Source organism: Sphaerisporangium sp. NPDC051011 (genome assembly GCF_040653595.1).
In the GTDB taxonomy this organism is placed as follows: domain Bacteria; phylum Actinomycetota; class Actinomycetes; order Streptosporangiales; family Streptosporangiaceae; genus Sphaerisporangium.
In genome coordinates this window covers 188,494-215,422 of sequence record NZ_JBFAGG010000016.1, presented here as the reverse complement: position 1 = coordinate 215,422, position 26,929 = coordinate 188,494, and the positions used below count along the sequence as shown (strand labels likewise).

Annotated in this window: 21 protein-coding genes; 10 read left to right on the top strand and 11 right to left on the bottom strand. The window is 72.1% G+C overall.

The window, feature by feature from the left end; translation table 11 throughout:
- Window positions 1-330 precede the first annotated feature (330 nt).
- Window positions 331-1,227 carry an AfsR/SARP family transcriptional regulator gene (locus AB0H21_RS32110; RefSeq protein ID WP_358524201.1) on the top strand — a complete coding sequence of 299 codons (897 nt, stop codon included), beginning with the start codon at window positions 331-333 and terminating at the stop codon, window positions 1,225-1,227.
- Window positions 1,224-1,790, top strand: a complete 567-nt coding sequence (locus AB0H21_RS32105; protein WP_358524199.1) for an RDD family protein — start codon at window positions 1,224-1,226, stop codon at window positions 1,788-1,790. The genes AB0H21_RS32110 and AB0H21_RS32105 overlap by 4 nt, the downstream gene beginning before the upstream one ends.
- A 10-nt stretch (window positions 1,791-1,800) precedes the next feature.
- Here the strand turns inward: AB0H21_RS32105 and AB0H21_RS32100 are convergent, their stop codons facing one another.
- From AB0H21_RS32100 to AB0H21_RS32080, 5 genes are read right to left on the bottom strand one after another with little or no spacing between them, the layout of a single operon-like run.
- Window positions 1,801-3,048, bottom strand: a complete 1,248-nt coding sequence (locus AB0H21_RS32100) for a hypothetical protein (RefSeq protein ID WP_358524196.1) — start codon at window positions 3,046-3,048, stop codon at window positions 1,801-1,803.
- Complete coding sequence (locus tag AB0H21_RS32095) at window positions 3,045-4,094, bottom strand: thiopeptide-type bacteriocin biosynthesis protein (RefSeq protein WP_358524194.1); 1,050 nt, start codon at window positions 4,092-4,094, stop codon at window positions 3,045-3,047. The genes AB0H21_RS32100 and AB0H21_RS32095 overlap by 4 nt, the downstream gene beginning before the upstream one ends.
- Window positions 4,087-6,930, bottom strand: a complete 2,844-nt coding sequence (locus AB0H21_RS32090) for a lantibiotic dehydratase (protein WP_358524192.1) — start codon at window positions 6,928-6,930, stop codon at window positions 4,087-4,089. Before AB0H21_RS32090 ends, AB0H21_RS32095 begins: the two co-directional genes overlap by 8 nt.
- Window positions 6,927-8,690, bottom strand: a complete 1,764-nt coding sequence (locus AB0H21_RS32085; protein WP_358524189.1) for a SagB family peptide dehydrogenase — start codon at window positions 8,688-8,690, stop codon at window positions 6,927-6,929. Before AB0H21_RS32085 ends, AB0H21_RS32090 begins: the two co-directional genes overlap by 4 nt.
- 13 nt (window positions 8,691-8,703) lie before the next feature.
- Window positions 8,704-10,707 (bottom strand): TOMM precursor leader peptide-binding protein, encoded by a 2,004-nt coding sequence (locus tag AB0H21_RS32080; protein ID WP_358524186.1) that lies wholly within the window; start codon window positions 10,705-10,707, stop codon window positions 8,704-8,706.
- Between the two features lie 331 nt (window positions 10,708-11,038).
- On the opposite strand from AB0H21_RS32080, the gene AB0H21_RS32075 reads away from it, so the two are divergent.
- Window positions 11,039-11,191 carry a hypothetical protein gene (locus AB0H21_RS32075; RefSeq protein WP_358524184.1) on the top strand — a complete coding sequence of 51 codons (153 nt, stop codon included), beginning with the start codon at window positions 11,039-11,041 and terminating at the stop codon, window positions 11,189-11,191.
- A gap of 64 nt (window positions 11,192-11,255) precedes the next feature.
- Here the strand turns inward: AB0H21_RS32075 and AB0H21_RS32070 are convergent, their stop codons facing one another.
- The 4 genes from AB0H21_RS32070 to AB0H21_RS32055 all read right to left on the bottom strand — a co-directional run bounded on the left by AB0H21_RS32070 (window position 11,256) and on the right by AB0H21_RS32055 (window position 15,378).
- Window positions 11,256-11,441, bottom strand: a complete 186-nt coding sequence (locus tag AB0H21_RS32070; protein ID WP_245967009.1) for a thiazolylpeptide-type bacteriocin — start codon at window positions 11,439-11,441, stop codon at window positions 11,256-11,258.
- Window positions 11,442-11,451: 10 nt separating this feature from the next.
- On the bottom strand, window positions 11,452-13,488 hold the full coding sequence (locus AB0H21_RS32065) for a hypothetical protein (RefSeq protein WP_358524180.1): 2,037 nt from the start codon (window positions 13,486-13,488) through the stop codon (window positions 11,452-11,454).
- A 76-nt stretch (window positions 13,489-13,564) separates the two neighbouring features.
- The gene (locus tag AB0H21_RS32060; RefSeq protein ID WP_358524179.1) at window positions 13,565-14,404 is read right to left on the bottom strand and encodes a hypothetical protein; all 840 of its coding nucleotides are present in this window, start codon (window positions 14,402-14,404) and stop codon (window positions 13,565-13,567) included.
- On the bottom strand, window positions 14,401-15,378 hold the full coding sequence (locus tag AB0H21_RS32055; protein WP_358524178.1) for an ABC transporter ATP-binding protein: 978 nt from the start codon (window positions 15,376-15,378) through the stop codon (window positions 14,401-14,403). The genes AB0H21_RS32060 and AB0H21_RS32055 overlap by 4 nt, the downstream gene beginning before the upstream one ends.
- A gap of 277 nt (window positions 15,379-15,655) precedes the next feature.
- Between AB0H21_RS32055 and AB0H21_RS32050 the strand changes: the two genes are divergently transcribed.
- Entirely contained in the window at window positions 15,656-16,450 is a 795-nt protein-coding gene (locus tag AB0H21_RS32050; RefSeq protein ID WP_358524177.1) for a MerR family transcriptional regulator, read from the top strand.
- 106 nt (window positions 16,451-16,556) lie between these two features.
- On the top strand, window positions 16,557-17,399 hold the full coding sequence (locus tag AB0H21_RS32045; protein ID WP_358524174.1) for a hypothetical protein: 843 nt from the start codon (window positions 16,557-16,559) through the stop codon (window positions 17,397-17,399).
- Between the two features lie 46 nt (window positions 17,400-17,445).
- On the opposite strand, the gene AB0H21_RS32040 is transcribed toward AB0H21_RS32045, so the two are convergent.
- On the bottom strand, window positions 17,446-18,174 hold the full coding sequence (locus AB0H21_RS32040) for a hypothetical protein (RefSeq protein WP_358524172.1): 729 nt from the start codon (window positions 18,172-18,174) through the stop codon (window positions 17,446-17,448).
- Window positions 18,175-18,665: 491 nt separating this feature from the next.
- Between AB0H21_RS32040 and AB0H21_RS32035 the strand changes: the two genes are divergently transcribed.
- The 5 genes from AB0H21_RS32035 to AB0H21_RS32015 all read left to right on the top strand — a co-directional run bounded on the left by AB0H21_RS32035 (window position 18,666) and on the right by AB0H21_RS32015 (window position 25,551).
- On the top strand, window positions 18,666-19,628 hold the full coding sequence (locus AB0H21_RS32035; RefSeq protein ID WP_358524170.1) for an NAD-dependent epimerase/dehydratase family protein: 963 nt from the start codon (window positions 18,666-18,668) through the stop codon (window positions 19,626-19,628).
- Between the two features lie 684 nt (window positions 19,629-20,312).
- Window positions 20,313-21,425, top strand: coding sequence for a tryptophan--tRNA ligase (gene trpS, locus AB0H21_RS32030; protein ID WP_358524168.1), 1,113 nt, complete (start codon window positions 20,313-20,315; stop codon window positions 21,423-21,425).
- Between the two features lie 27 nt (window positions 21,426-21,452).
- Window positions 21,453-21,656: a hypothetical protein gene (locus tag AB0H21_RS32025; RefSeq protein ID WP_358524166.1), complete on the top strand. Its 204-nt coding sequence runs from the start codon at window positions 21,453-21,455 to the stop codon at window positions 21,654-21,656.
- 416 nt (window positions 21,657-22,072) lie between these two features.
- Window positions 22,073-22,558: a hypothetical protein gene (locus AB0H21_RS32020; protein ID WP_358524163.1), complete on the top strand. Its 486-nt coding sequence runs from the start codon at window positions 22,073-22,075 to the stop codon at window positions 22,556-22,558.
- The gene (locus AB0H21_RS32015) at window positions 22,555-25,551 is read left to right on the top strand and encodes a DUF6493 family protein (protein ID WP_358524160.1); all 2,997 of its coding nucleotides are present in this window, start codon (window positions 22,555-22,557) and stop codon (window positions 25,549-25,551) included. The genes AB0H21_RS32020 and AB0H21_RS32015 overlap by 4 nt, the downstream gene beginning before the upstream one ends.
- A 196-nt stretch (window positions 25,552-25,747) precedes the next feature.
- Here AB0H21_RS32015 and AB0H21_RS32010 read toward each other — a convergent pair whose 3' ends face one another.
- On the bottom strand, window positions 25,748-26,929 hold the full coding sequence (locus AB0H21_RS32010; RefSeq protein WP_358524158.1) for a hypothetical protein: 1,182 nt from the start codon (window positions 26,927-26,929) through the stop codon (window positions 25,748-25,750).

Here is a 26,929-nt window from a genome sequence, read left to right as displayed (position 1 = left end):
GTCCAAGCAGGCCGAATTCCATACGATCGTCGTGCTCCGGGATAGCGCTGACCAGGCCAGAGTACGGTCAAGATGACCGAACGGACAGTAAAGGGGGCGTCAATGGCCCCATAGTCGATCGTCCGCGCGTGCCCGTAAAGGGTTAATCATCGGAAATCGCCGTGAACTCTGCCAGTATTGCGGTGTCCGCATGATGAGGATTTGCCAACCGCCATGCACCTGGGGCCGACGCGATCCGTGCACCCACACGCCGGCGACCGTTCTGGGCATCTCGTGGTGCGATCGTCCCGTTCTGGGAGTTTCCGTCAGTGTATTTCCGATAGACCGGAAATGTACCCCAGTCTGATCAGGTATGAGACGGTCGCCAAGCAGCATCCGGAGGTCCGCATGTCGAAGATCGGGTTTCGCGTCCTGGGGCCCCTGCACGTCTGCAACGAGGATCGGTGCCTTCACCTCAAGAGCCCCAGGCAGCAGGTGGTGCTGGCGGCGCTCCTGCTGAACGCGAACCGCCTGGTGCCGGTGGAGTCGCTGATCAAGGCGGTGTGGGAGGACGGCCCGCCCGAGGGGGCGCGCCACCAGATCCAGAACTGCGCCTCGATGCTCCGGCGCCGCATCCGCGACATCGGCGTGTCCGAGGTGGAGATCATCGGATATCCGGCGGGCTACACCATGCACGTCAGCGAGGGCCGCCTCGACGCCACGGTGTTCGACCGGCAGGTGGCCGAGGCGCGGGAGCTGGCCGCGGAGGGGCGGCTCGCGACGGCCGCCGGGCGGCTGCGGTCGGCGCTGTCGCTGTGGCTGGGAGCCCCGCTGGCCGGCGTCCCCGGACGGATCATGCAGCAGGAGGCCGCCCGGCTCGCCGAGCGCAGGCTGTCGGCGCAGGAGGACTGGATCGACCTGGAGATGGCCCTCGGCGGGAGCGCCCAGGTGACCGCCGAGCTCTACCGGCTGGTCAGCGAGCACCCCTTCCGGGAGCGGCTGCGCGCCCAGTTGATGCTCTCGCTGCACCGGTCCGGGCGTACCGCCGAGGCGCTCGCGGTCTACCGGCAGACGTGGCAGATGTTCGCCGACGAGCTGGGCCTGGAGCCGAGTCCTGTGCTCAAGGGCCTGGAGGTGGCGATCCTGCGAGGTGACCCGGCCCTGTGGAGGCCGCCCCTCGCCCGCGACCCCTTCGACGGCGAGGCCCGCGTCGAGTACCCGATCGGCGCGTTCGGCGGGATCGCGTGACCCGGCCGCCCGCCCGGTCGTCGCTTCCCGCGCGGCGTGCCCGGTTGTCGCTTCCCGCCCGGCTCGGGCGGCGCGCCGCCGCGACCGCCGTCGACTACGCGCTCGTGTCCGTCCCTCTGGCACTGCTCGGACTCCTCCAGGTTCGGCGCGGCCGGGCCGGGCGGCCGATCGGCGGCGCGCGGGCCCGCGTCGCCGTGGCGCTCGCGCTGACCGTGCCGGTGACCTGCGGCCTCGCGGCGGCCGAGGCCACCGGCGGCTCGCCCGGGAAACGGCTGCTGGGGCTCCAGGTGCGCGGGCGTGACGGACGGTCGTCCCCGTACGCCGCCGCGCTGCTCCGGACGGCGCTCAAGACGGCGATCCCCTGGGAACTCGCCCACCAGGGGGTGTGGGACGTCCAGGACGAGGCGGGCCGGAAACGGGGCGAAACGCTCCTGGCCTGCGCCTACGCCGCCCTCGCCGCCCAGGCCGTGATGATCTGCACGCCCTCGGGCCGCACCTACCCCGACCTGCTCGCCGGCACGGTCGTGGGCCGCCGGGACCGGCGCGGGGCGGATCAGGACTAGCGCGTCAGGACTAGCGCGCGGCGGATCGCCGCCTGCGCACGGCCCAGGTCAGGAAGGCGGCGACGGCCGCGGCCTCCGCGATCAGGATCAGGGCGGCCGCCGCCGGGCCCCACAGCCCGGCGAGGGTGCCGAACCACAGCCGCACCAGCAGGAAGATCGCCGGGCCGAGAACGGCCGCCGCCAGCACGGCGTACCCGGAGTAGATCCAGCGCGCCCGGCGCGGGTACCCGCTCACCCCGGCCGGGCCGCGGCGCAGGAACGCGGCGGTGAAGCGGGCGGCCTCCGACTGCAGGTGCACGGTCGAGGTCGCGTGTTCGAGCATGTGGTAGCCGTCGAGCTGGAGCACCGGCAGCAGGTTGAAGAAGATCGCGACGGTCCCGAACAGCAGCAGCGAGGCGGCCAGGCTGTGCACCCACCCCGCCTGCGGCCCCCACAGCCACAGCGCGCCGATCGGCGGCAGCACGGCGAGGTTGACGTAGACCCCGGCGAACGACGTGGCGACCCGGTGGCGCGTCGTGCGGAAGGTCACGACGTCGTCGACCTTGCAGTAGAACGCCACGAGCGGGAAGCGCCACATGAGGCCGATCTGGCTGGGCCGTCCTCCGTAGCGGTGGCAGGCCACCCCATGGCCCAGCTCGTGCAGCGCGATCATGACCCATGTGATCGCGATCCCGGCCAGCGTCAACGGCCACCGCGCCGGGCCCTGTTCGATCGCGGCGTACAACGTGGCCCAGTTGAGCCCGACCAGGACGCCCACCGCGAGCCCGGCGAGCGTCAGCGGCACGGCGACGACCGGGCTGAGCAGCCATCCGAACCGGCGCGCGGCCGGGGGGACGAGGTCGGCCGCGCGCGGGATCGGCATGCGCCAGAGCAGGGCCGAGCGGCCCTCGGACCCGCGCGCGGCCTCCGCCTTCTCCCGCAGCAGGTCGAGCTGCGCCGGGTCGGCGGGTTCGAGCAGCGCGCGCGACCCCAGCAGGCCGAGCAACTGCCCCCAGTGCTCGGCGGCCAGCCGCTTGCCGAACCGCCCGGCGTACTCGGCGCCGATCTCGGTGAGCGACCGCGTGCCGTCCAGGCGGCTCATGAGGAACGCCTCGCGCGGCCCCACCTGCAGGTACGCCCCGGTCTCGCCGTCGGCGACGAAGTGGACGGTGGAGGTGCCCTTCGTCAGGCCCGGCCCCACGACGACACCCGGCCTGAGGCGGGGACGGGCCTCGTCCAGCCAGGCCGGAGGGGGCGTGACCTCTTCGCCGACCGTCACGCCGACCTCGCCAGCGTGCCGGGCTCCAGCAGGCGCTCGATGAGGTAGGAGAGGTAGACCTCGTCCAGGATGGCCGCGCCCAGCCGGTTGTTGGTCATGTGGATGTACGAGCTCAGCAGGATCGTGACCAGGTCCTCGCCGTAGGGCATCGGCGCCGGCCCGCCGCCGTCCCGCGACGGGAAGAGCAGCGCGCCCCGGTCCGCCGCGGCGCGCACCCGGTCCCGCAGCTCCCGGCAGTGGGTCAGCCAGGTGCGCTCGATCCGGGACGATTCCGCGTGGCCCTCGGCGTCGGCCAGCGCCCGGATCCGGGTCATCCGCGCCGCGAACGTGTCGCGGGTCAGTTCCAGGCTCTTGTCGAACGAGCCGTGGGCGTCGGCGGCGGGTTCCTGGTAGGAGGTCTCCCAGAAGCTCCGGTAGCGCTGGAAGAACCGGTGGACGGCGTCGTCGCCGGAGAGGAACGTGCAGGCGGTCATCAGCGTGAGCTGGGCGGCGAGGCCCAGCAGCACCGGCCGCACGTGCGTGTTCGACGTGCTCAGAAGCTGGGCCACCATGTCGCTGGAGTGCTCGAAATGCCACTCGGCGATCCGGATGCCCTCCTCGCCGCCGTACCGGTCGTACTCGGGCTCGTACGGGTAGAGGGCGACGCTGTTGTTCGGCTGGAACGGCATGCGGCCGTCGGCGCCGTACTCCTCGGCCCAGCCCGCCTCGCCGTACTCGGCGACGTACATCCGCTTGTAGAGGTCGCCGAGGCCCTCGACGTCGTTCTCGTACAGCGCCGGTCGCCGGGTGAGGAACTCGCGCACCGCGTCCAGGGCCCGCGCGGTGACCTCCTCACGGACCTCGGGGGAGGAGGGCCTGAGCCGGACGCGCAGGTGCGGCCCTTCCTTCCAGTACTTGATGAAGAACCACCCGCTGATGAGGCCGTCCGCGCGCAGCCGCTCCACGAGGGGACGCACGGCCTCGACGACGATCGGGTTGGCGTCGCTGGCGTAGAAGACGTGCAGGGCCACCCACTCGCCGCCCATGTCTTTCATCTCGTCACCCATGCTGACCCCTTGCCGTGTCGTAGAGCTCGATCAGGAATTCGCTGACGTGGGCGCGTCCGTGCTCGTCGCGCAGCCACAGCTCGTCCAGGCCGGGGCCGCACTCGGTCAGCACGATGCGCGAGGAGGCGCCGCGGGCGAGCTGCTCCAGCAACTGGATCGACATCCAGCTCTCGAAGTCGACGGGCAGCGGCTTGCGGGCCGCTTTGCGCTCGTCGCCCGGCCGCGCGGGCTCCGTGCCCCCATCCGTGCCCCCATCTGTGCCCCCGTCCGGGGCCGACCCGCGGCCGGAGGCGTCGACGCGGGCGAAGACCCGCTCGGGAAGCCCGTGCTCGCGCCGCCACCGCCGCACCCGCAGCAGGTGTTCGGCGTCGGTGTGGCCGGGGTCCCTGAAGGGGAACACGGCGGTGTTGAGCTTCCACATGCGGCGCTGGAGCACCAGGTCCCCGAGGACCAGCCGCGGGTACATCGTGATGCCCTCGGCCGGGATCGGCCGGCCGGTTCCGGCCCACAGGTCGATCTGGGCCATTCCGCCGGGCGCGAAGCACATCAGCACCTGCTGCACCTCCGGCAGCGCCATCGGCAGCAGGAACCCCAGGTAGAGGGGGATCACCTCGCGGTCGAGCCGCCGGGACATCAGCCGCACCCGGTCGGCGCGCTCGTCGTGCACCATGACGATGTCGTCCAGGGGGATCTGCTCGTCCGCCGGCCGCGTGCTGACGTCGCCGGGGCAGACGATCTCGTAGTCGGTGACGGCCGGGTGGATGTTGAGGTTCGTCGTCTCGTACCCGCCGCGCAGCTCGGCCAGCACCGCGCCGGGGGGCGTGTAGCGGCGCAGCGTGGCGGCGAACAGCTCCCGCGCCCCTGCCCCGTCCAGGTCAAGGCTGTGCGCGAACCGCGAGAACATCAGCGTCAGCCCCGAGTACGCCTGGTTGAGCACCAGCCTGCCCTCGCCCGGCCGTCCGGTTTCGCGGGGGCCGGGGGACGCGAGCTGGACGAAGAACGACCACGGCTGGTCGAACCGGCGGTCCGCCGGCAGGTGCGCGCGCACCGCGTCCACGAAGTCCGGGCCCAGCCGGATCTCCTCCGGCGTGCCGGGCTCGGGCTCGAGGCCGCGCAGGTGGAGGGACGCGATCTCGCGGGCCCGGTCGAGCGCGGCGATCGCGGGCAGCTTGAACCAGTTCTCCTGCGGCACGTAGTTGTTGCCCTCGTCGAAGGCGCGCCTGCGCATCGACCGCTGCCCGTACGGGGAGAAGAAGTCGCGCTGGAACTCGTGGCAGAACCGCTCCACGTCCTCGCACCGGCCCCCGGATCCGTACCGCGCCCGGAAGAACCCCAGGGCCGTCAGCCGCCGCGGCAGGCTCAGGTCGAACGCGGGCAGGATGTCGGCGAGGGCCGCGAGGGACGGCAGGTGCGCGCCCTCCCACGCGCCGCGATCGGTCGCCATGCCCTCGGCGGTGGTCGTGGTGTCCTCGTAGACCAGCGTGCGCGGGACCAGCCGTTCCGGGGCCCCGACCAGGGCGAACGCGTCCTGGACCAGGCGGCGGATCGCGGCCAGCAGGCCGGCGCGCTCGCGGGCCGGCGTGGTCGCGTACCGGTCGATGAGATCACCCGCGTCCGCCAGCGTCGCCGCGACCCGGCGCAGTACCGGATGCGACCGTGCGGCCAGCGCCGCCGCGAACGCCGCCGCCGGGTCGTGCGCCCGCAGGTCGATCTGCAGGTCCGGGGCGAGCAGGAACCCCAGCCGGAGCAGGTGCCCGAGCAACTGGTCGGCCGTCTCGACCGTACGGTCGTCCCCGGCGGCGGCCACGCGCTCCGACAGCTCGCGCAGGGTGAGCCGGTCCTGCCGGGTGATCGTGACGACGTCGTTCAGCGCGGGGCCGCTCGGCAGGAAGAACAGGTCCTCGTGGACCCCGTCGATGGCGACCACCGCATCGGGGTCGGCCCCGGCGGTGGTCCTGCGGCGGACGTACCGGGTGATCTCGCCGTCCGTGCTGGCGCCCGGCGCGAGCGCGACCGGGATCTCCGAGCGCAACTCCGGGTCGGCGAGGATCACCGCCGACAGGCGGGCGAGCACCGCCACGTTGAGCCGCACGGTCGAACGCAGCCGCAGGGACACCGGCTCGGGCACCGGCCGCGCCGCATCGCCGGTGAGGTCGCCGGTGAACCGGCCGAGCCCGACCGAGGTGAGCGTGCTGAACGGGCTGGTCTTCAGGGCGGCGCGATAGAGCAGCTCCAGCAGCGTCCACTCGACTTGGCGGCCGCTCTTGTCCAGCTTCCTGGCCGGGTCGAGGTAGCGGTCCATGCTGCGCTCCAGGACCTCCGACTGCAGCAGCACCGCGCAGCGCAGGGCGTCGTCGGACAGCACCTCCCGGGCCCGCGCCCGGGCGGCGGCGACGTCCGCGCCGAGGACGTCCGCGCCCTCGGCCATGACATCGTCCACCGACGCCATGGCCCGCGTCCACTCGGCGAGCAGGGCGGCGCGGTCGGGCGTGAGCAGCGGCCCGGCCTTGGCCAGGGTGGCGGGGCGCGGGCGGCGGGTGTTGTACACGTCCCGGCGCAGGTTGACCAGGGCGACCCGGCCCGGGTCGGTGGCGTCCAGCTCGGCGAGGGCCTTGTCGAACTCCTCGCGCAGCCGCGCCCCGGCCGCGTCCCGCGCCGCCTCGCGCTCGAAGACGCGCCGGGTCCACGCCACGGCGTTCTCCGTGCGTAGTACGGCGGTGACGTCGGCGGGCTGGCCGGCCACGCGGAGCAGGAAGCCCTCGCCGAGCCGCCACCGGTCCAGCGGCGAGGCGGCGTCGTCCAGGTCGCCCGCCGGGTGGTCGAGGAGGTCGGTCATCGAGCCGCCCCTTCCTGAGTCGCGCCCGCGTCGCCGCGGTCGTCCGAGCGGTACATGCTGTGGTCGTAGTGGTGCCGGGGGCGCTCGTGGCCGAGCAGCATGAAGATCATGCTGCGTTCGCCGGTTCCGTCGATGCCCAGCAGCGCGTCGATCCCGACGTTGTCGAGCCCGAGGACCGCGCCGACGCCGAGGCCGCGCGCGGTCGCCGCCACGTACGCGGTCTGGGCGGCCTGGCCGACCTCGATGCTCAGCATCCGGTACCCCCGGGCGCCGTACGCCGCCACGAGCGCGTCGAGGCGGCCGGTGACGACGATCACCGCGGCGGCCTCCTGGATGCTGTAGTTGGTGAGCGCGTAGAGCCGCTGCAGGCCGGAGACGTCCAGCGCGGCCCCGGCGACCAGGCGGTTCTCCGTGGCGTCGTACCGGTAGGCCCGCTGTTCCAGCCCCGCGACGCCGCCGGCCAGCACCCACTGCCCGGTCCAGGCGTGGGCGCGTGGCGCCGGGGCCACGTCCGTCCCGGCCAGGCCCGCCCGCGCGACCGACGCCAGCACCCAGCCGAGGTCCCGGACGTCGAGCGGCGGCCGGCCGGTGAACAGGCCGAAGCTCGTCCGCCTGGCCAGCAGGCCGGCGGCGACGTCCAGATCGGCCGGTCCGGGCAGGGGATCGGGCAACGCGACCACGGGCGCGCCGGGTTCCGCACCCGAGGACGGTGACTCCGCCGGTGCGCCCGTCAGTGCCCCCGCCTGCGCGATCTCGGGGCCCGGGCGCGGCCGGTCACCGACGAGCGCCGCCGCGTGAACCCGGCTGACCAGCTCGAACGCCCGCACGCGCCGCGACCGCTCCCACACGCGGTGCGGCGGGTCCGCGCCGATCCTGTCCGCCGGGACCGGCGCCGGGGACGTCTCCGCCGTGGCCGGGCCGAGCGGGACGACGGCGAACGGCGCCTCGGCGTGCCCGTCGACCTCCAGCACCGCGCCGGCCGCAGCCTCGTCGAACCACAGGACCGGCTCGACCGGCGTGCCGTGGGCGGCGAGGACCAGGCGCCAGGACGCCAGCAGCGCGCCGAGGTCCTGCGTGACCACGTGATAGCTGAACGAGTTGTACTTGAAGGCGTTCTTCCAGAAACGCAGCGTCGCCACCGCGTACAGCTCCGCCCGCACCCCGGTGGCCGCGGCGATCTCGTCACACCGGTCCCGGTCCGACAGCCGGTCGAGGCAGTGGTGCCCGGTGTCGTAGTGGTACACCCCCGGAGGCAGCGGCCCGGACCGGCCGACGACCAGGTAGCTCTCGGCCGGGTACATCCCGCCGCCCGAGGCCGTGGGCCGCGCCCACACCGCCCGATCGCTGCGCATCTTGACCCGGCTGTCGTCGTTCCAGTTCGGCTCCGTGCGGCGGCCGGTCACCCCGTAGGTGCCCAGCATCGAGGCGAGGACGCCGAGACCAGGCGCCTCCCCGGCCCGCGCCGGGCCCTGCGCCGTCAGCAGGGCCTCGCCGATCCCGGCCGGGGGCATCGCGCGGAACGGCTCGGGCAGCGGCACCTTCACCGTGCCCTCGTCGTCCTGGTACAGCTTGTGCCGGGACGGCTGGTCGTCCCAGTCCACCTGGAAGGCCAGCGGCGGCAGCGCCACGTGCTGCCGCTCGAACATGCGGCGCGCGTAGTCCAACGCGATCTCCGCGCTGCCCTGCGGGCCCCGGTGGTCGTCCGCCTCGGGCGGCGCGGGGGCATGCGGGTGATCGTGGAGGCGGGGCGGCGTACTCACCGGGACTCAACTCCTACGGGAAGGGGTGCGGGACGAGGTGCAACTGTTCCGGCGTCAGGGGATGGGACGTCAGCCCCGCCTGGTGGGGCGCCCACAGGGTGCGCGGCATGCTGAGGACCCGCTGCCGCCGCCACCCGAAGTCGATCGGGATCAGCCCCGGCACCACGGTGGCCACGGTGTGCAGGCCCATCGACCGCTGCTCCGGCGTCGTCTGGTCGACCACTACGGTGTCGAACCCGCGCCCGGTGAGCAGGTCGACGATCTCCCGGGTGGGCTCCGCGAGGTCGGTGACCGGTGCGCGGCCGGTCGTCCAGTCGGCGAAGACCTCCTCCAGCGGGGTGCGGCGGGTCTGGCGCAGCCAGTGCTCGGCGTGCCGCGCCATCTCCGGCATGCCGAAGAGCAGCGCGTGATGCTCCAGCTCGGTGACGTGCCTGTAGTCGGTGACCATGAGCTCGACGTGTTCGAGGGACGCGGTGACCCGGTCAGGGAAGCCGGTCACGTACGAGGCGACCTCGCACACGGCGGCGCGCACGGCGTCGGCCGGGTCCAGGGACGCGCCGCCGGCGAAGCACAGCGTGCCGAGCCCGCCGTCGCGGCGCACCGCGACGGCCCCGACGGCCGGGACCGGCAGGTCGGTGCGGATGTCGAAGCAGCGCAGGTCGTAGCCCTGCAGGTCGACGTGCGCGCGCATCTGCCGGACCAGCGGGTGGTCCACCGTGTCCAGGTCGATCTCCACCGGGGTGAGCCCGGAGTACCAGCTGATCAGGAAGGCGTCGCGCTCGAGGAGTTCGAGCAGGCCGTGGAGCACCGCCTCGGTCACCGAGCTCCCGGACGCGCAGCCGTTGGAGCACTCCTGGACGGTGTTGCGGTGGTCGGCGCGGTGGTCGAGGTAGTACACGAGCTGCTCGGGCACGAGCACCGCCCGGTCATCACGCAGCGACCACCCCCAGACCCACGGCACCCGGGGGTTCTCCGACCACGGCACGTACTTCTCGCTGTGCGCGCGGTAGAACTCCGGTTCGTAGAGCCCGCACTGCTCCATCGAGACATGAGGGGCGTCCAGCTCGGTCACGGCGGCGCGCCGCGTCACCTCGACGCCGCGGGGACGCTGCCCCGCGTCGCGTTCGAGCCCCTCCAACGCGCCCAGCAGCTCGCTGCGGGCGTAGCTCTCCGCGTGCCCGCTCCAGAACATCTCGTGCAGGCCGTACTTGCTGCGCACGATGAACCGGCCGGTGACCGGAGCGGTGGCCGTGGCGTGGTACGCCCGCATCGGCGGCCGGCCCAGCATCCCGCACACCGGGTTGGCCAGGGCCTCCATGGGCAGGCCGAGGTCTTCGGGCCGGCGCGATCGCGTGCCGCCCGGACGTGCGGCCGGTGTGGGGGCCAGGCGGACGCGGGCGTTCTCCGCGGTGTCCGGTACGGGCGCGGAGCAGGCCTCGCAGGACGAATCCTTGATCAGGCTGAAGCGGTCGACCCGGGCGGTCAGGATGTCGATCTCCCACACCGGCCGGCTCGGCCCGTCGTCGCCGGCGTGTCCGGCGGCCGCTTCGACCAGTGCGGCGGCGATCGCGACGACATGCGGGCCCGGTGTGGTGGCCGGTGAACGGACGACCCCGTACGGTTCGTCGAGGATCCGGCGCTCCACCATCGGCCTGCAGGTCGTCCAGCGCCGATCCAGGCACCGGGGACACGGGCCCTCGCCGCCCGGCGTGGCCGCGATGATGATCGTTTCACCGTGGCGGCGGACGCTCACCGAAGGCGTACGGTCCGGCGCGGCCGAGTAACCCAAGGAACCCTTGGAACCAAGGGAACCCAAGGGACCCAAGGGACCCAAGGGAATCGTGAGATGGCCGGTGTCACCGGGAATGCCCAGCATGGCGACGTCCAAGGCGCCGCAGCGCTCGGCCGCCGCGGCGGACACCATGGCCGCGATCCGGTCGCCGAGAACGGCGACGGCCGATCGGGTGGGCGCCGTCGACGTCGGCCTGACGGCGGTCTCGTCTGTCAATCTCGTCAAGGAACGCGGACCTTCCGTGTGGCGCGGCCGGGACGGGGGCTGTGACTGCGGGCCAGGGCCCTTGGCCCGCAGCGTTCAGGTGCGGATCAGCCGCAGCTTGACGTGCTGGTGCTGGTCGAGCAGCAGCTCGACGTGCTGCACGAGCAGCAGCTGGAGCAGCTGCACGACGAGCTGGTCGCCGCCATGTCCATCGACGGGTCGACGTTGTCGACGACCTCGAACGTCGCCGCCTCGAGCTCCATCAGCTCCAGGCCGAGGGTCTTGCTCATCTTGTACCTCCCTTGTCTGTACCGAGCGGATCGGTGCGAGGGCTCACCCGCCGCCGCACCCGGTGCTGGTGCTGCACGAGCAGCAGCTCGACGTGCTGCACGAGCTGCAGCTGGAGCAGCTGCACGACGAGCTGCACCAACCCGCGGCGTCCTGCCCGAGGTCGCTGATGTCAGCGATCTCGAACGTCGCGGTCTCGAGGGCCAGGAGTTCCTGACTGAGGGCCATGGTCATTCACCTCCTCTCATCGGATATCGGTCTTCGGACGTCCGTCGCCGCGCTCAGCTGGAGCTGCTGCAGCTGCTACTTGTGCAGCTGCAGCAGCTCGACGTGCTGCACGACGAGCAACTGGACGTGCTGGTGCTGGAACTGCACCAGTCGGCGGCGTCACGGCCGAGGTCGGCGATGTCCTCCACCTCGAACGTGACGGTTTCCAGGGCGATCAGCTCTCGGTCCAGGTCCGACACGGGATCCTCCTCAGCTCGGCGAACCGGCTTGCCGGAACAGCAGGACCCTGACGACGTTCGTGACGCCGGCCAGGTCGGGCGGGGTGAGGTCGACGCACCCGGCGCGCGTCCCGCCGGCGCGCAGACGGGCGACGGCCACGTCCAGGCCGACGACCTCGGCCAGCGTGGCCACGTCGGCGGGCGGTTCCGACACCCGCGCGCCGGACAGCGCCGGGGCGGCGGGCGCGCTCAGGGCCGTCCAGTTCGTCGGGGACTCGGCGATCTGGCGCACCGCCACCAGGGCCAGCAACGCCGACTCGGCCGCGTCGAACCACGAGCCTCCCGCGCGGGCGACGAGTTCCTCGCCCGCGCCGTCCCGCACCCGCAGGACCGCCACCGGGACGACGCCGGGCGCCGAATAGAACGTGAGCGAGCGGCCCTCGTGCCGCACCTCGCGCGCCAGCATGCGCAGGCGTTTGCCCCGCTCGGCGTCGGGGTCGGCGGTCAGGGCCGAGTCGTCGACCGGGCCGAGGCCGATCTCGTCGCGCGCGACGGCGGCCAGCGTCTCCGCGCCCGCCGCCGCGAGCAGCGCCCGCGACACGGCCGCCTCGGGGGAGTCGCCGGCGGCCACTCCGACCAGATCGGGCTCGAACCGCGCGGCCCGGCGATCCCACGGGCCCGCCAGCACGGCACCGCGGGGAACGGCGAGCGGCCTCGATCCGTCCAGGTCGGTCGCCGCGACCAGCGGGTCTTCGGGGAGCGGCGTGCCTCCGAGCCAGGTCCGAATCCGCCCGGCCTCGACGACCTCGGCGTCCGGCCGGGCCGGGGCCAGGAGGCCGGCGCACCGGCGCTGGACGTTCACGGCATAGCGCACGGACGCCTCTTCGAGGGCCGCGAGCCGGGCTTCCAGCACCGTCTCCGATCCGAAGGCCACGATCGGCGCGGCATCGGCGGACGGCGCGATCAGCGCCGAGACCTTCGCGGGGACCTGCGAGATCGCGTCGTCGTCGAACCTGCGCATGATGCCCACCGTGTCGAAGACCACGGGCGCGAACCGCTGGTAGGCGCGCTCGGCCGGCGAGGCGCCGTCGTCCGGCTCGGCGGGGGAGAAGTCCGTGGCCCCACCACCGGACGACAGGCCGCCGGGCGCGGCGGGATGGGGGACGACCCGCTCGACGCGCACCGTGAGCCGATCGGGGTCGACGATCACGACGCCGTCCTGGATGTCGCTCCGGATGGCGCCCGTCAGGGCCTTGAACACCTCGAAGGCGGCGATCCCGACGGCGATGGACACCGCGTTGCCGGGCAGCCTCGTCGCCGGGGCGGCCGCCGCCGCGCCCGCGCCGGCCGTGAGCCACACGTCCGCGCTGCCCGCGACCCCGTTGTCGGTCATGCGCAGCATCGCCGAGTAGATGCCCGAGCTCTCGCCGTCGGCGGGCTGCCAGGGGCCGAGCACCAGCAGGTCGCCGACCCGTACCAGGGACACGAAGGCGGCTCCGACCGCGCAGGCGCTGTCGGCCAGATCGAACAGCGCGGGCGACGTGCGGTCCGCGGCGATCAGGCACACCAGGTCGGCGTCGGTCATGGTCGCGGCGGGCACGTCCCCGGCCGTGACGACCCGCACCCACCCGGGCCGCACCGACCCGGGGGAGGCGGCGCCGACGCCGTTGGCGGTCAGCGCCTCCGCCAGCGCGGACGCCTGCGCCGGGTCCTCGCAGATCACCACGACCCGCGCCGTCGCGGCGCGCAGGAACCCCGTGCCGTCGTCCCCGTGCTGCTCCAGCAGGGCGATCTGCCCGGCGAACCGGGTGCGCAGCTCCGGGTCCCGCACGGCGCTCGCCTCCGGCGCGTCCGTGATCACCCCGCGGGAGGCCAGCGTGCCGATCAGCGACCGGACGCTGTCGGCGTGCGCCTTCGGCAACCCCGCCACCAGATCGCTCAGCGGGGTGGAGCCGTCGAGATGCGGCAGCAGCGCCGACAGGTAGCGGTACGCCGCCGCGCCCCTGATCACGAACGCGTCGCCGTGCCCGTGCACGTACACGCCGTCGCGAGTCTCGAGAAAGGCCATGTCCGTGCGCATGCGAGGGCGGACGACTTCACGCGTCTGGGCTGTCACAACGGCCTCCGGGGGTCGATGCCGAGTCTCACGTGATGTCTCGGCGGCGGATCAGGGCGGTGGCGAGCGCCACGCCGGCGACGGTGTAGGCGGCCAGTACCAGGCAGGCGACCGGCGCGGTGACGTACGCGGCCACTCCCGGCGATCCGCCCTCGCTCATGGAGGGGACGCCGAGGGCGGCGACGAGCGAGCCGCCGGCCGGCCCGAGCAGGACCGTGCGCACCGGCTCCAGCGCGGGGACGACACCGGCGAGGCCGGACAGCGCGTTCTCCAGGCCGAGCGTCCACAACAACCCCACGCCGAGGGCCGTGCCGACGCCCCGGAAGAGCACGCCGAGCGCCGCGCCGACGCTCATCCAGGCGACGGAGATGAGCGTCGTGGCGCCGAGGGAGGCGGCGAGGGCCGAGGGCGTGGGCAAGGTCAGCGGCCGTCCCTCCACCGACGCGATCACGACCGACGCCACGATCGCCGCCACCAGGGCCGCCGCGGCGATGACGACGATGGCGAGGGCGCCCGCCACCGCCTTCGCCAGGACGACCTGGGTACGGGTGGGCCCCTGGGCCAGCCGCGCCGGCCACGTCCCCCAGCGGTACTCCGAGCCCGTGATCAGCACACCGAGGATCAGCATGATCGCCCCGCCGAACAGCGGATAGCTGCCGGCCGCCGTACCCCCCGCCGCCGAGGGCAGCAGGATGTCCAGAAGCTGGCCCCGGTCCGCGGCGTACTTCACCGGGTCCAGCGTGGAGTACACGATGTACGGCACGGCGAAGCCGAAGGCCACCACCAGCAGCACCCAGGCGCCCCCGACCACGAACGCGGCGGGACGCTTGCGCAGCAGCAACACCTCGGCGGACAGTGCGTTGATCATTTGCCGCTCCCGCCTGTGTGGTCTCCGGTCAGCGTGAAGAACACCTGCTCCAGCGACCGGCGCTCGCGCCGCACCTCGTGCACCTCGGCGCCGGCCTCGACCAGCGCCCGCACCAGAGCGGGCACGCCGTCCTCGTCCAGTTCGAGCCGCCAGTGCGGATCGTCGGCGCCGCCCGCCCGGGTCGCGCCCGACCAGAGATCGTTCGTCTGGAAGACCTTCCCGGCCACGTCCATCGGCCTCGCCCAGACGGCCACGTCCCTGGCGCCGGCGCGGTCGAGGAGCGCGGACACCGAGTCCTCCGCCACGACCGCGCCCTTGTCGATCACCACGACGCGGTCGCACACCTGCTGGATCTCGCCGAGCATGTGCGACGACAGCAGGACCGTGGCCCGGCCGCCCAGCTCCCGGATCAGCGCGCGCATCGACGCCATGCCGTCGGGATCCAGGCCGTTCGTCGGCTCGTCCAGGATCAGTAGCGCCGGATCGCCGAGCAGAGCGGCGGCCACACCCAGGCGCTGCCGCATGCCCAGCGAGTAGCCGGAGACCCGGCGGTCGGCGGCCTTCTCCATCTCGACGACCCCGAGCACCCGGGCGACCTCCGCCTCCGGGAGGCTGCGGGCGCGGGCCAGGACCCGCAGGTTGATCCGCCCGGACAGGTGCGGCACGAACGCCGGTGACTCGATCAGGGCGCCGATCCGGCGCAGCGCCACCGGGTCGGCGGGCGGCCTGCCGAGCACCCTGACTGTGCCCGCGTCGGCGCGGACAAGGCCGACCAGCGTACGCAGCAGCGTCGTCTTCCCCGCGCCGTTCGGGCCGAGGACGCCGTAGACCTGCCCGGGGGCGACACGCAGGGTCACCCCGCGCACCGCCTGGACCGCGCCGAAGCTCTTCGTCACGCCTTCCAGGTCGACGACCGCCGCCTCGGCGTCCGCCGAGCCGGGCCCGGAGGGGGTTACCTCCTGGCGAAGCGTCATGTCAGGTCTCCCGTTCTGATGCACTGGCGTCTCTGGGCACTGGGCGTCGGGCGTCGATTGGGTGATCGGCTGAGGGCAATGATCGTCCGGGCCGCTCCCCACCCGCTCCTCGCCCGCTCCTCCCTATGGGGCCCCGGTACTCGGGGCCGCCGGACGGCGCCGGGCCGGCGTGGGGTACCGGCCCGGGAATGTCCGGAGCGCGCGCCCAGATGTTCCCGGATCGCGCGTCCGGGCGGGCGTTTGACCTTGTCGTAGCGTCAACGTGTCTAATCGAGGCATGCGGATAGGCGAACTCGCCGCACTCGTCGGGGTCTCCACCCGGACCGTGCGTCACTACCACCACCTGGGCCTCCTCCCCGAGCCGGTGAGACGGGCCAACGGCTACCGCGAGTACGGATTCGCCGACGCCGTCGCTCTCGCCCGCGTCCGCCACCTCGCCGAGCTGGGCCTGTCGCTGGACGAACTGCGCGACGCTCTCGCCGACGACGAGGGGCGCGAGCTGCGCGAGGTGCTCCTCGAACTCGACGCGGACCTGGCCCGGCAGCAGGAGGCCCTCAGGATCCGCCGTGAACGGGTCGCCGCGCTGCTGGCGGGAGCGGACCTTCGTCCAGGTTCGATGGGATCCGCCGACATGGCGGCGATGCTACGCGACCTGTCCACCGGAGGCTCCCGCATCGCCGACATGGACCGCGACGTGCTCACCCTGCTCGACACCATCGCCGATCCCGAGGAACGCGCGCGGATGGCGGCCCTGATGCGGCCCTTCACCGACCCGGGCGTCCTCGCGCGGGCGCAGGCCCTCTACCGCCGGCTCGACGACCTGGCCGGCGCGCGTCACGGCGATCCCCGCGTCGCCCCGCTCGCCGCCGACCTCGCCGCCCAGCTCCCCGACGAGATGGCGTCGGCGATCGCCGAGAACCTGGACGCGGTCCCCACGCGGCTGCGTCCCCCCGGCTCGTACGCCGAGGCCGGGGACGGGCGCTGGATGGAGGCCATGCTGTCGGAGCTGTCACCCGCCCAGATCGAGGTGTTCCAGCTGGTCATCGACACGCTGAAGGACCGGCTCCGATGACCCGGCTTCACGCCGCCACCGTGAGAAGCACACGCCACGACCCCCCTCGCCCGCGCCGTCAAGGAGCGGACATGACGATTCCCCTCGCCCCCGCCGTGAAGGAGCCATGATGATCCGGCTGGCCCGCGCCGCCCTCTACGCCGTGCTTCCGGCCGAACTGCTCGTCGCCATCCTGCTCGTGTCGGGGGTGACGCTGCCCGGTCCGGTGTTCGCCGTCACCGAGGCGGTGGTCGCGCTGGTGTTCGTCCTGGAGGCGACCACCGCGTACCGCCTGTTCAGGGCCGCACGCCGACGCGGCGCCGACCGGCGTGCGGCGCTCAGGGAGACCCTCCACCACCTCGTCCCCATGCCCGTGCGCAGGCTCATGGGCTTCGAGCTGAAGTCCCTGGCGAGCGTGGTGCTCTGGATGGCGCGCCGCCGCCAGGGCGTGCCGCGGGGCGCCACCGCCGCGTCGTACTCCAGGGAACAGACGCCGATGCTGCTGATGATGCTGTTCGCGATGATCGTCGAGACGGTGGCCGTCGACCTCCTGCTCGGCGCCTTCGACGTGCCGGCCGGGGTACGCGTCCCGGTCCTGCTGATCGACATCTATGGAGTGGTGATCGGGCTCGCGTACGCCGCGTCGTCCGTCACGCACCCCCACGTCGTGACGCCCGGCGAACTGCGCGTCCGCCACGGCGTCCACCTGGACGTGCGCGTCCCCCGCGACCGGATCGCCTCGGCCCGCGCGTCCCGCAAGTACGACGAACGCGGCATGATCACCGTAGCGGGCGGCACCCTCGCCGTGGCCGTCTCCTCCCAGACCAACGTGACCGTCGAGCTCACCGGCCCGCTGACCGTGACCCGCCCCCTGGGCTCCCAGGTGGAAGTGACCACCATCCGTTTCTTCGCCGACGACCCCGCCACGGTCCTGAACGCCCTGAAATCCCACGAGTTCAGCACCCCCTGACCGCCCCGGCGAGCCGGGAGACGGCCGCACGACCGCGTTTCCGGGGTCACTCCTTCTCGAGCAGGGCTCTGGCCGCCTTCACGCGTTCGGCGAAGATGGCCCGGCTCTCGGTGAGCTTGTCGTGGTTCTCCGCCACCTGGATCTTCTGGATCGCGATCTGGACCGTCTTGTAGATTCCCGTCAGATTCGCGTCTTTCTGACAGGTCGCGTCGATGCCCGCGACCCTCTTCTCCTCTTCACTCGCCGGCCCGTCGCCTGACGCCTGCCGCGTCCGCTCCAAGACGATGAAGGGGTCGCTGTAGTTCAGGCCGTCCTTGGCCATGCAGTCGCGCCAGCGGGCCACCGCAGCCTTCACCCTGCTGTCCGTCATGGCCCGCGTCTTTGAATCCGCCGAGAGGCTCCGCATGTCGACCGGCAGTTTCATGTCCCCGTACACCTCCGCGTGCGCCTGCCCGTCGCATCCCCCGGGCGGGATCGTTCTGCCCGACTCCGTACGCTCGGCGGAGCCGCTGAACGCCCCCCTCTCGTCCGCCGTGGCTGCACGGTCAGGGGCCGTGCGAATCCTCGCCATCGGATCCGGGTCGGATTTCCGCCGCGGGTATCCCTCGGCCCTGACCTTCTCCGGGTCCAGATATTCGTAGAAGTCAAACTCCAGAAACGAGTGCTCGTCCCAGTTACGGACCGTGCCGTCCTTCCACCGCGTGAATCCGAGCGCGCGCATGCACGCGCCCGCCTGGGCCAGTTGCGCGAGACCGAGCGTCTTCAACTCGTCCATCGAGTTCATGTAGGGATCCAGCGGTAGCGGGATCCGATCCTCGCTCGTGATCTGGAGAACGGGCCCGATGGCCGGCTCGGGCGGCTGTGGTACGGGCGTGCCCGACACCAAGGGGGTCGGCTCCGGGACGGTGGTGAGCAGCGGGTTCGACGGCAGCGGACCGCTCTGCGGTGGCGGACCGCTCTCCAGTGGCGCGCCGCTCTCCAGTGGCGCGCCGCCCGGCAGGGACGGCTGCCGCGTGGGCTGCCAGGGCGTGGCGTCGACCTGCGCCGACGTTTCGCCCACCTTCTGCTCACCGCACCCGGCGACGAGCACACCGATCAGGAGCGCTCCCGCGGACAGCGCTCCGAATAACCGCGGTTTACTTCTGGCCATCATCGCCTCCACGCCGTCGTCAACGAATATTTGGACGCCCCCGCGCCCGGCTTCGTTCAGCGGTCGCAGGTCTCCGATCTAAAGTCTGGTGTGCCGTCTCCAGATGGGTGTGACAAATGCGTGTGCTCGTTACCGGTGCGTCCGGATTCCTCGGAATCGCCGTCGTCGCCGTCCTGGCGGAGCACGGCCACCACGTCACCGCTCTCACCCGTACTGATCTCACCCGTACCGGCAGGCCGGTCCCCGGCAGCCACCGGACGCTCACCGGCGACGTGCTCGACCTCGCGAGCCTGGACGCCGCCGTGGCCGACGTCGATGGCGTGTGCCATCTGGCCGCACTCGTCCGGGCCCGCGAGTCCCTTGAGGAGCCCGCCCGTTACTGGCGCACGAACGTGGGCGGCACCGTGAACCTTCTCCACGCGCTGGCCAGGACGGCGACCCGCGCGCGTCCCAAGAAGATCGTGCTCGCCTCGACGGCCGCCGTGTACGGGCACTCCGGCAGGCAGCCGGTGGACGAGGAGGCGCCGCTGCGGCCCGGCAGCCCGTACGGCACGAGCAAGCTGGCCGCCGACCAGGCCGCCGCCGATGTCGCCGCCACCGGGCTCGTCGGGGCCGTGAGCCTGCGCGCGTTCAACATCGCGGGCGGCATGCCCGGTCACCACGACCGCGACACGACCCGTCTCATCCCGAAGATCCTCGCCGTCCAGGCCGGTCATGCCAGCGAGCTGGTCGTCAACGGCGACGGCTCGGCCGTCCGCGACTTCGTGCACGTCCTGGACATGGCGGACGCCTTCGCCCGCGCGCTGGACGCCTGCGAGCCGGGGGAGTGGCGCCCGTACAACGTGGGCAGCGGCCGCATGACCTCGATCCGCGACGTACTGGTGGCGGCCGAGCAGGTCACCGGCCGCCCGGTCCCCGTACGCCACGGCCCCGCCGCCCCCGAGCCGCCCGTGTCCCTCGCCGACCCGTCCCGCATCCAGAACGACCTCGACTGGCGACCCAAAAGATCAGACCTCCCCCAGATCCTCACAGACGCCTGGTCGGCCCTCCCGGCGCGCCCGCCGGACGGTCAACGCTGATCTTTGGACGAGATGGTCCTGGCCAGCTCGAGGCGGTTCCTGACGCCGAGTTTTCTGTAGGCGTTGCTCGTGGGGATTGGGGAAGACACCGAGAAACCAGTCCATGATCTGCGCCGCCTGCTCCAGGTGCCCCTGCTCGACATAGATGTCGACGAGGAAGGCGTTGTACGGCCGGATGAGGTGGATGTGCGCCCCTTCCAGGAGCGACCTGGCCTGGAGGGCGTCCTCATGGGCTTCCCGCAGGGCGCCTCGCCACAGCCAGTCCATCGCGCGGACCTCCGACCTCTTCCAGCGCTCCCAGGAGCTCCAGGGGGCGTTGGCGGGCTGACCGAGGCGCTGGCGGGAGTCCGGACCGTCGGCGAGCGAAGCTCTCGCCGACCTCGTCGGTCACTGGGAATGACCCCGGTACCCGCATGTAGCGGTCACCACCCCGCTCCACCCGGCAGCGGTACCGTCATCGAACATCGAGGGTCTCCTGGGGGGCCGAGCCGCGGCCATGGAGGATCCGCCGACGTAGACTTGAGACCATGCATCGTCTTTCGTGTCCGAGCTGGTGGCGCTCCTCGTAGGAGCGGCCACCTCAAGCACACGACCGGGCCGTTCGGATGGACGGCCCTTTTGCGTTCTCCCTGCCCATGGGGGCGCCGTCCGATCGACGGCCGACCTACCGATCAGGAGAACCAGATGATCCCCACGCTCGATACCGCCTCCCCGGCCGACACCTCCGCGTCCTCGGACGCGGGACTCGGAATATCGGCCGCCCGGCACCGCAGCGCCGAGCTGGAAACGACGATCCGACAGCATCCGGAGCGGTTCCGCGTCCTGACCGGGGACCGCCCGACCGGCCGGCTGCACCTGGGCCACTACTTCGGCACCCTCCACAACCGCGTTCGCCTCCAGAACCTGGGGGTGGAACTGCTGGTGGTCATCGCGGACTACCAGGTCCTGACCGATCGCGACGTCGCCGACCGCCTCCCCGAGCACGTGGAGGAATTGGTGCTCGACTACCTGGCCGTGGGCATAGACCCCGGGCGCGCCACGATCTTCACCCACAGCGCGATCCCGGCGCTCAACCAGTTGCTCCTGCCGTTCCTCAGCCTCATCTCGGTCGCGGAGCTCGGCCGCAATCCCACCGTCAAGGACGAGATCGCCCAGTCCGCCCAAGCGTCCGTCAGTGGGCTGATGTTCACCTACCCGGCGCACCAGGCGGCCGACATCCTGTTCTGCAAGGCCAACCTCGTCCCCGTGGGGCAGGACCAGCTCCCACACCTGGAGGCGACACGTACGATCGCCCGCCGCTTCAACAACCGCTACGCGAACGGCGGGGTCCCCGTCTTCCCTGAGCCGGACGCCCTGCTGTCGGCGGCACCCCTGCTGCTGGGCACCGACGGCACGAAGATGAGCAAGAGCCGGGGCAACGCCATCGCCCTGGCCGCGACCGCCGATGAGACCGCCAGGCTGATCCGCGGCGCCAAGACCGACGCGATCCGTCACATCACCTACGAGCCCGCCACCCGCCCCGAGATCGCGAGCCTCCTGCTGCTGACGGCGCTGTGCCTGGACCGCGACCCCCGCGCCGTGGCCGAGGACATCGGCCCCCGAGGCGCCGCGACCCTGAAGGCCGTCGCCACTGAAGCCGTCAACGAACACCTGAAACCCATCCGAGCCCGCCGCGCCCTGTACGCCAAGGACCGCCACCGTGTGCACGAAATCCTTCAGGCCGGCAACGGCCACGCCACCGCCCTGGCCGACTCCACCCTGCGAGAGGTCCGGATCGCGATGAACAGCCTCCTCTGAAGCCCGCTCGGTGGCACACTGCGTCACGTGATCCGACTGATCGCCGCCGACGAAACCGCCGTGCTGACCGAGCGGCAGATACAAAGGCTCCAGTTCTGGATCCTCGAAATTCTGCCTGCCCGGAAGTGCGAGATACGTCCCGGCCCCGGCACCCAGAACATCGTCCCCGAGCATCTCGGTGATCGCGGACGAGAGCGGGTGGCTGATGCACGCCTCAGTCCGGTGAGCTGAGCGTCTGACCTTGGAAGACGAGCGGGACCCCGGACATTTCAGCCCGTAGTCCCGCTCGGTACCGGTCCGGCGCTATGGCAGCCACGCGTCGAGCAAGCCGGGCATGGTGACCGTGGCGTCGGCCGTCCGGTGCTTTTCTGATCAGCGGGTCCGTCATCGCCCGTCCTCCGGTGGAGCTGGTGATCGCGCTGCCGTTGAGCGACACTCTGGTCGAACGCGACGGATCTCGGCAACAGGTAACCACCCGATCAGCCCGCCAACCCCGGCATGTATGGCAGCAGCTCAGGGGAGCGGCGCTGAAACTCCAGAGCCGCGCCGCCTCCGCAGAGGGCCGGTCAAGGCGGTTCCCGTCCTTCACTCTGCCAGGCATGACGATAGGACGGCTTTTGTCGGTGATGATCTCTAGTCTCCCGGGCATGACAAGTGCGACGCAGGCGTACAGTTACGCCTCGCCTTCTACCTTGGTGAACGGACGTCTGGGGTTGTCGACGTCCGGCGGCAGGGCCCTCAGCGGACCCGCTCTCGCGCCCAAGTTCTTCAGCGGGCTGGTGACGCAGGCGGCACCCGCTGCCGCGGCCCTGCTGGGCGTGGCGGACGTGGCCCTTACCCGTCACCACAAACCGCGTCCAGGGTGGACGCGCGACCGGGTCGTGATGTGCGGCGGTGACCGGCTACGGTTCCAGTCGTTCTCCGCCTGCGGCGGTGTTTACGCCCGGCTCGACCTGCTCGGCGGCGCCCTGGACGGCGAGGTGTTCGACAGGGGGACGACCAACGTCGACGTCAACGGGCCGCTGCGTGAGGCGCTGGCCAGGGTAGGGGACCACCGTGGCTCGCGCGGGCCGTGCAAGCACGTGCCGGCCGCCAGGATCGCCGCCCGTGCCGTCGTGGAGGTGGCCCGGTGAGCGCCTGGCAGGAGGTGCGCGACCTCATCACCGAACGCAGGTGCGGAGCGCTGGCCGACCGCGTGGTCGCGTTGACCGAGGGCGAGCGCCGCGAGGTGGCAGATCGGCTGCCGGGGTTCCTCAAGGAAATGCGCGACACGGCCGCCCAGATGGCCCGTGAGGGGTGGACGGCCGGGCACGACGGCCTCGGCGAGGAGGAGGGCGCCCGGCCCGACTGGGAGCGGGCGGAGATCCAGATGGATGTCCGGTGGCAGGTGAGCGACGCGATCGCCGAGTTCGCGGAGCCGCTGCGGATCGCGGGCGCGGGCACGTTCTCGAGCTCGGCCGCCGCCGTCGCCTGGCTGACCCGCCGCGAGTTCAACCCGCGGTGGACGACGACCCCGGACCCGGCCGATCTGGTTCGCGTGCTGGCCGTCCGACCTGACGACTGGCAGGCCGACGTGGCGGTCCGGCTCTCCGAGAAGATCCGTACGGCGGGCGACCGCATCGCCCCACTGGTGCTCGCCCTGTTGCGGGCCTCCGGTTGCGAGCCGCCCAAGCACGACCCGCTCGTGGTCGCCTGGCTCTCCACCGAGGTGGTACGCGACGACCCGCTGGTCGGGCCGCTGCTTTCCAGGATCTTCGAGGCGGAGGGAGCGGGCCGCGCTCTGCGCGACGAACGGCTGACCCCCGCGCCCACGCCCTGGCTCGCTCTGTTCCGGCTGCTCCTGGGGGCCGGCCGGGTGTCGCGCGAGGAAGTCCTCGACGGCTGCATAAGCCGCTTCCTGCGTGGAGGCGACGCCATCGACCTGCGCTTCTTCGTACGGCTGCACGACCTGATCGATCCCACACCGCAGGAGGCGGCAGCGCGGGCGCGTGACTATCTGCGGCTGCTCCCCGCCGCCCCCGGCACGGTCGCGGAGCTGGCGCTCGCCCAGGTGCGCCGTACCGGCCCTCACGATGCCGCCGACGTCGCCGAGGCGATCGGCGCGCTGACCTTCCGCGCCGAAGCCAAACCGGCCCGGGCGGGCCTGAGCTGGCTGGACGAGGAGGTGCGGCGCTCGCCCGCGGGCGCATGCGAGCTGGCACCCGCGCTGGTCACGGCGTTCGCGCACACGTCCTACGAGGTTCAACGGCGCGCGGCCAAGCTCGCTGTCAAACACGCCACCGCGTTCGACACGGGTTCCGCATTGATCGCCGACGCCGTACCGATGCTTCCCGCCGACCTCGGCGCGCAGGTGGCCGCGACGTTCGGGGGCGAGGTGGCGGTGGAGGAGGCGCCGGAGCCGTTCACTCCTGTGGCGTTGCCCGAACTCGCGGAGCCCGGCCTGTTCCCCGCACACACCCTGAACCTCGGCACGCGGGATCTCCACGGCTGGGCGGCGTGCGAGTGGTGGCTCGCCGACTTCGTCCGGCAGGCGTGGAGCGACCGTGAGGCTTTGCGGGAGACGCTGATGCCCACCTTCCGCGACTCCTTCTCCTATCTCTACGAGACCGAGCCCTGGCACAACCCCGATGCCTGGATCGCCGCCCTGGCCAAGGAGATCATCGGTCCGGGCACCGATCCCGGCGTGCCGGATCCGGAGCCGGTCGATCCCTGGGCGGGAGCGAGCTTCTCGGTGCACGTCACCGCCGCAACGGCTGAAGAGCTGGAAGAGGATCAGGGGGAAGAGCCGGAAGACGATTCCGAGCCCGGGCGGGCGTTCGGCGACCTACCCGAGCATGTTCGGGAGGAGATCTTCCGCCAGATCGCGGAGATCGGAGTCTCCGCCGACCGGGTGGCGGCGATGCGCGACGGGCTGCCCGTGCCCCCGCTCGTCCCCGGCGAACCGGGGTTCCGCGTGGGGATCTCCTACATGGGCTACCGGCCACTGTTCGAAAAGCCTGCAGAGCCCGATCCCGCGGTGGAGTTCCGTAGGCGACGCCGGTTGCCGGAGCCGCAGCGAGTCTCGCCGCCGCACATGTTCCTGCTGCACCGGCTCAGCGAGCTGTACGTGGCGCTGCGGGAGCGGACGCTGCCACCCGTCCTCCTGGCGACGCCCACGGTGATGACCGGGCACCTGGACCCTGACGTGCTGGTGGACCGACTGGAGACGTGCGCGGCCGCGGGTGTCGAACCGCCGGCCGCGGACCTGCAGCAGGCACTGCTGCGGCTGCCGAGAGGAACCCATCCCGACGCCGCAGAACGCGCCACGCGTATAGGCTCACGGGCGGCGTCGGCGGCCGCCGTCTGGCTGGCCGGTGGTGGCCTGCCCGACCCGGTGACAGGCCTGAAGTGGGGCTACGTCGAGGACGCCAGCGCGTACCTCTTCGACGAACGCGCACCGCGACACGTCGGCGAGGTCCATCTGGTGCCGGTGCTGCGAGCGGAGCCGACCGGACACCGTCTCATCGACGAACTGCTGCACGAGCCATTGAAATGGCGATGGGAGGATCACGGCCACGCCATGGGGTGGTGGTCGGCGGTTCTGCCGTCACACCGCGAGGTCGTCTCCGTCAACTACCTGCCCCACCTGCTTTACCAGTGGAACGCGCCGGGGGTCTACCCGTCTTATCTCGCGGCCCTGTCCGAGACGGACGGCCCACTCGGGGACGCGACCGCGCTCATCCTGGCCTACTTCCTGGCCGGACGGCATCCAGAGGCGGTGCCGCTGCTGCTGCGGATGGCGGCCAGGGGAGATCTGCCCACCGAAGCGGTCGGCCACCAGCTCGCACTCCTGATCCGCCGAACCTGGTTCGAGACCCGTCCGGTCCTCGCCTCCCTGACCGAGGCCGCCCACCAAGGGGGACACCGGCAGGTCTGGGAAATCCTCCGGAGCATGCTGCCGGTCCTGCTGCCCGCTGAGGGTGAGCGGCCGACCGCCACCCACTCCGAGGCGGTGGCGCTCGCCGTCGACGTGGCAGCCTGGGTGAAGGCCCGCGGCGAGATCCCAGGCGTGTCAGCCTTCGCGGACAGCGGCCGCGCCACCCGCTTCGCCCGAGAGTGCGCCCGACTACGCGACCAACTCCACTGACCGCGGCCCGGCCGTTCACATCCATGCCCTGGCCACCGACCATCGCCGCCGGGAGCGTCGTCCAGCACGCCACGGAACGGGCGGAAGGCACCCCGCCCGTCCAATGCCCGGAACAGCCGCTCCCGCAGTCGCTCCTCCGGCAGGTCGGCGGCGACCTTAAGCATGTCCCTGCCCTCGCCGCTTCGCGGGCGGAACATCAGCCGGTAGATGGGGCGTCGAGTCCAGCGCGGTTGAAACGGTCGATGAGGGAGGGCTTGCGCAGGTGCTCCTGGCGTAGGGCTGCGAAGCGCCGTGCGAACCCGTCGAGACGGTCGGCGCGCTGAGCCACCGCCCGCAGATCCGTGAGCAGTTCTACGGCCGCGTCGTACCCATCTGGCCTCTTGGCGGCGATCAACGCGCTCACTCTCGACCAGGCCGCATCTTCGTCGCGGGCGAGCGCGTCCAGCCTCTTTTCACGGGCCAGCGCCCGCTCCCGCTCGCGGTGAGCCTCTTCCTGGGCACGCTTGGCCGCCGCGCGGCGTTCGCGTTCTTGACGGTGTTCCGCCGCGGCGTCCAGCAGTTCGGCCACGGTACGCCTGGGAACTTCACCAGCGTCGATTTTGGGTTCGCCGCGGAACCGGCGCATCAGTTCCATCCGTACCTGGGCCGCCTGGTCCTGGACGACGACCCGCATTAGCGACTCGTCCTTCTCGTCCTGGGGGAGTTTCGTGAGCCATACGGCCAGCTCTCGCGGATCGTCCTGGACGATGGCCTGGAGCGGACTCCCCTCGGCCGCGACCGCGAGCAGATCGGGGTCGAGACGCAGGAAGTCGGCCAGGGCCCGCTGTGGCGCGCTCAGCGTGCCGAGCCCCGGCGGCACCTGCGGTTCGAGCGCGTCCTCTTCTTCGTCGTCGAAGGCGTCCTCGTCGCGTTCCCACGCGCCGTAGGCCGACAGCCAGGCCAGGTAGAGTGGCCGCAGATCCCCTGCGGCGAGTTCGGCGCGGACGCCGACGATGGCCGACAGTGCGTCCTCGGCGTCCTCTACCCACTCGCCCTCCTCGTCCTCGCTGGTCAGGTCAAGGATGAGGTGTTCGCCGGAGGTCCAAGCCGTCACCTGGTCTCCTGCGCAGTACCGCTCGGAGACGTCCAGGTCGAGGAGCGTTCGGGGCAGACGGAGCATCACCCGATGGGTGCCCCAGTTGGCCAGGTACAGGTGGGCGTCGTAGTAGCGCTCCATCATCCGGTTCGGGTCGCCGCGGAAATCACCCCAGTGGTACTCGTTGGTGAAGCTGATGGCGGTGATCCGGGCACGGGTGGACAGCGCCCGGACCTCCGCCTGCTGACCGGCGTCCAGCGGACGGTCGACCGCGAGGAACTCGTAGTACTGGTACTCACTCAT

Excerpts from the sequence above, each read along its gene's own strand:
- AB0H21_RS32090 (WP_358524192.1), bottom strand. The coding sequence starts at position 6,930 with ATGACCGACCTCCTCGACCACCCGGCGGGCGACCTGGACGACGCCGCC.
- AB0H21_RS32010 (WP_358524158.1), bottom strand. The coding sequence starts at position 26,929 with ATGAGTGAGTACCAGTACTACGAGTTCCTCGCGGTCGACCGTCCGCTG.
- AB0H21_RS32040 (WP_358524172.1), bottom strand. The coding sequence starts at position 18,174 with ATGGACGAGTTGAAGACGCTCGGTCTCGCGCAACTGGCCCAGGCGGGC.
- AB0H21_RS32095 (WP_358524194.1), bottom strand. The coding sequence starts at position 4,094 with ATGGGTGACGAGATGAAAGACATGGGCGGCGAGTGGGTGGCCCTGCAC.
- AB0H21_RS32110 (WP_358524201.1), top strand. The coding sequence starts at position 331 with ATGTACCCCAGTCTGATCAGGTATGAGACGGTCGCCAAGCAGCATCCG.
- AB0H21_RS32060 (WP_358524179.1), bottom strand. The coding sequence starts at position 14,404 with ATGATCAACGCACTGTCCGCCGAGGTGTTGCTGCTGCGCAAGCGTCCC.
- AB0H21_RS32045 (WP_358524174.1), top strand. The coding sequence starts at position 16,557 with ATGATGATCCGGCTGGCCCGCGCCGCCCTCTACGCCGTGCTTCCGGCC.
- AB0H21_RS32065 (WP_358524180.1), bottom strand. The coding sequence starts at position 13,488 with ATGGCCTTTCTCGAGACTCGCGACGGCGTGTACGTGCACGGGCACGGC.
- AB0H21_RS32020 (WP_358524163.1), top strand. The coding sequence starts at position 22,073 with ATGACAAGTGCGACGCAGGCGTACAGTTACGCCTCGCCTTCTACCTTG.
- trpS (WP_358524168.1), top strand. The coding sequence starts at position 20,313 with ATGATCCCCACGCTCGATACCGCCTCCCCGGCCGACACCTCCGCGTCC.
- AB0H21_RS32055 (WP_358524178.1), bottom strand. The coding sequence starts at position 15,378 with ATGACGCTTCGCCAGGAGGTAACCCCCTCCGGGCCCGGCTCGGCGGAC.
- AB0H21_RS32050 (WP_358524177.1), top strand. The coding sequence starts at position 15,656 with ATGCGGATAGGCGAACTCGCCGCACTCGTCGGGGTCTCCACCCGGACC.
- AB0H21_RS32035 (WP_358524170.1), top strand. The coding sequence starts at position 18,666 with ATGCGTGTGCTCGTTACCGGTGCGTCCGGATTCCTCGGAATCGCCGTC.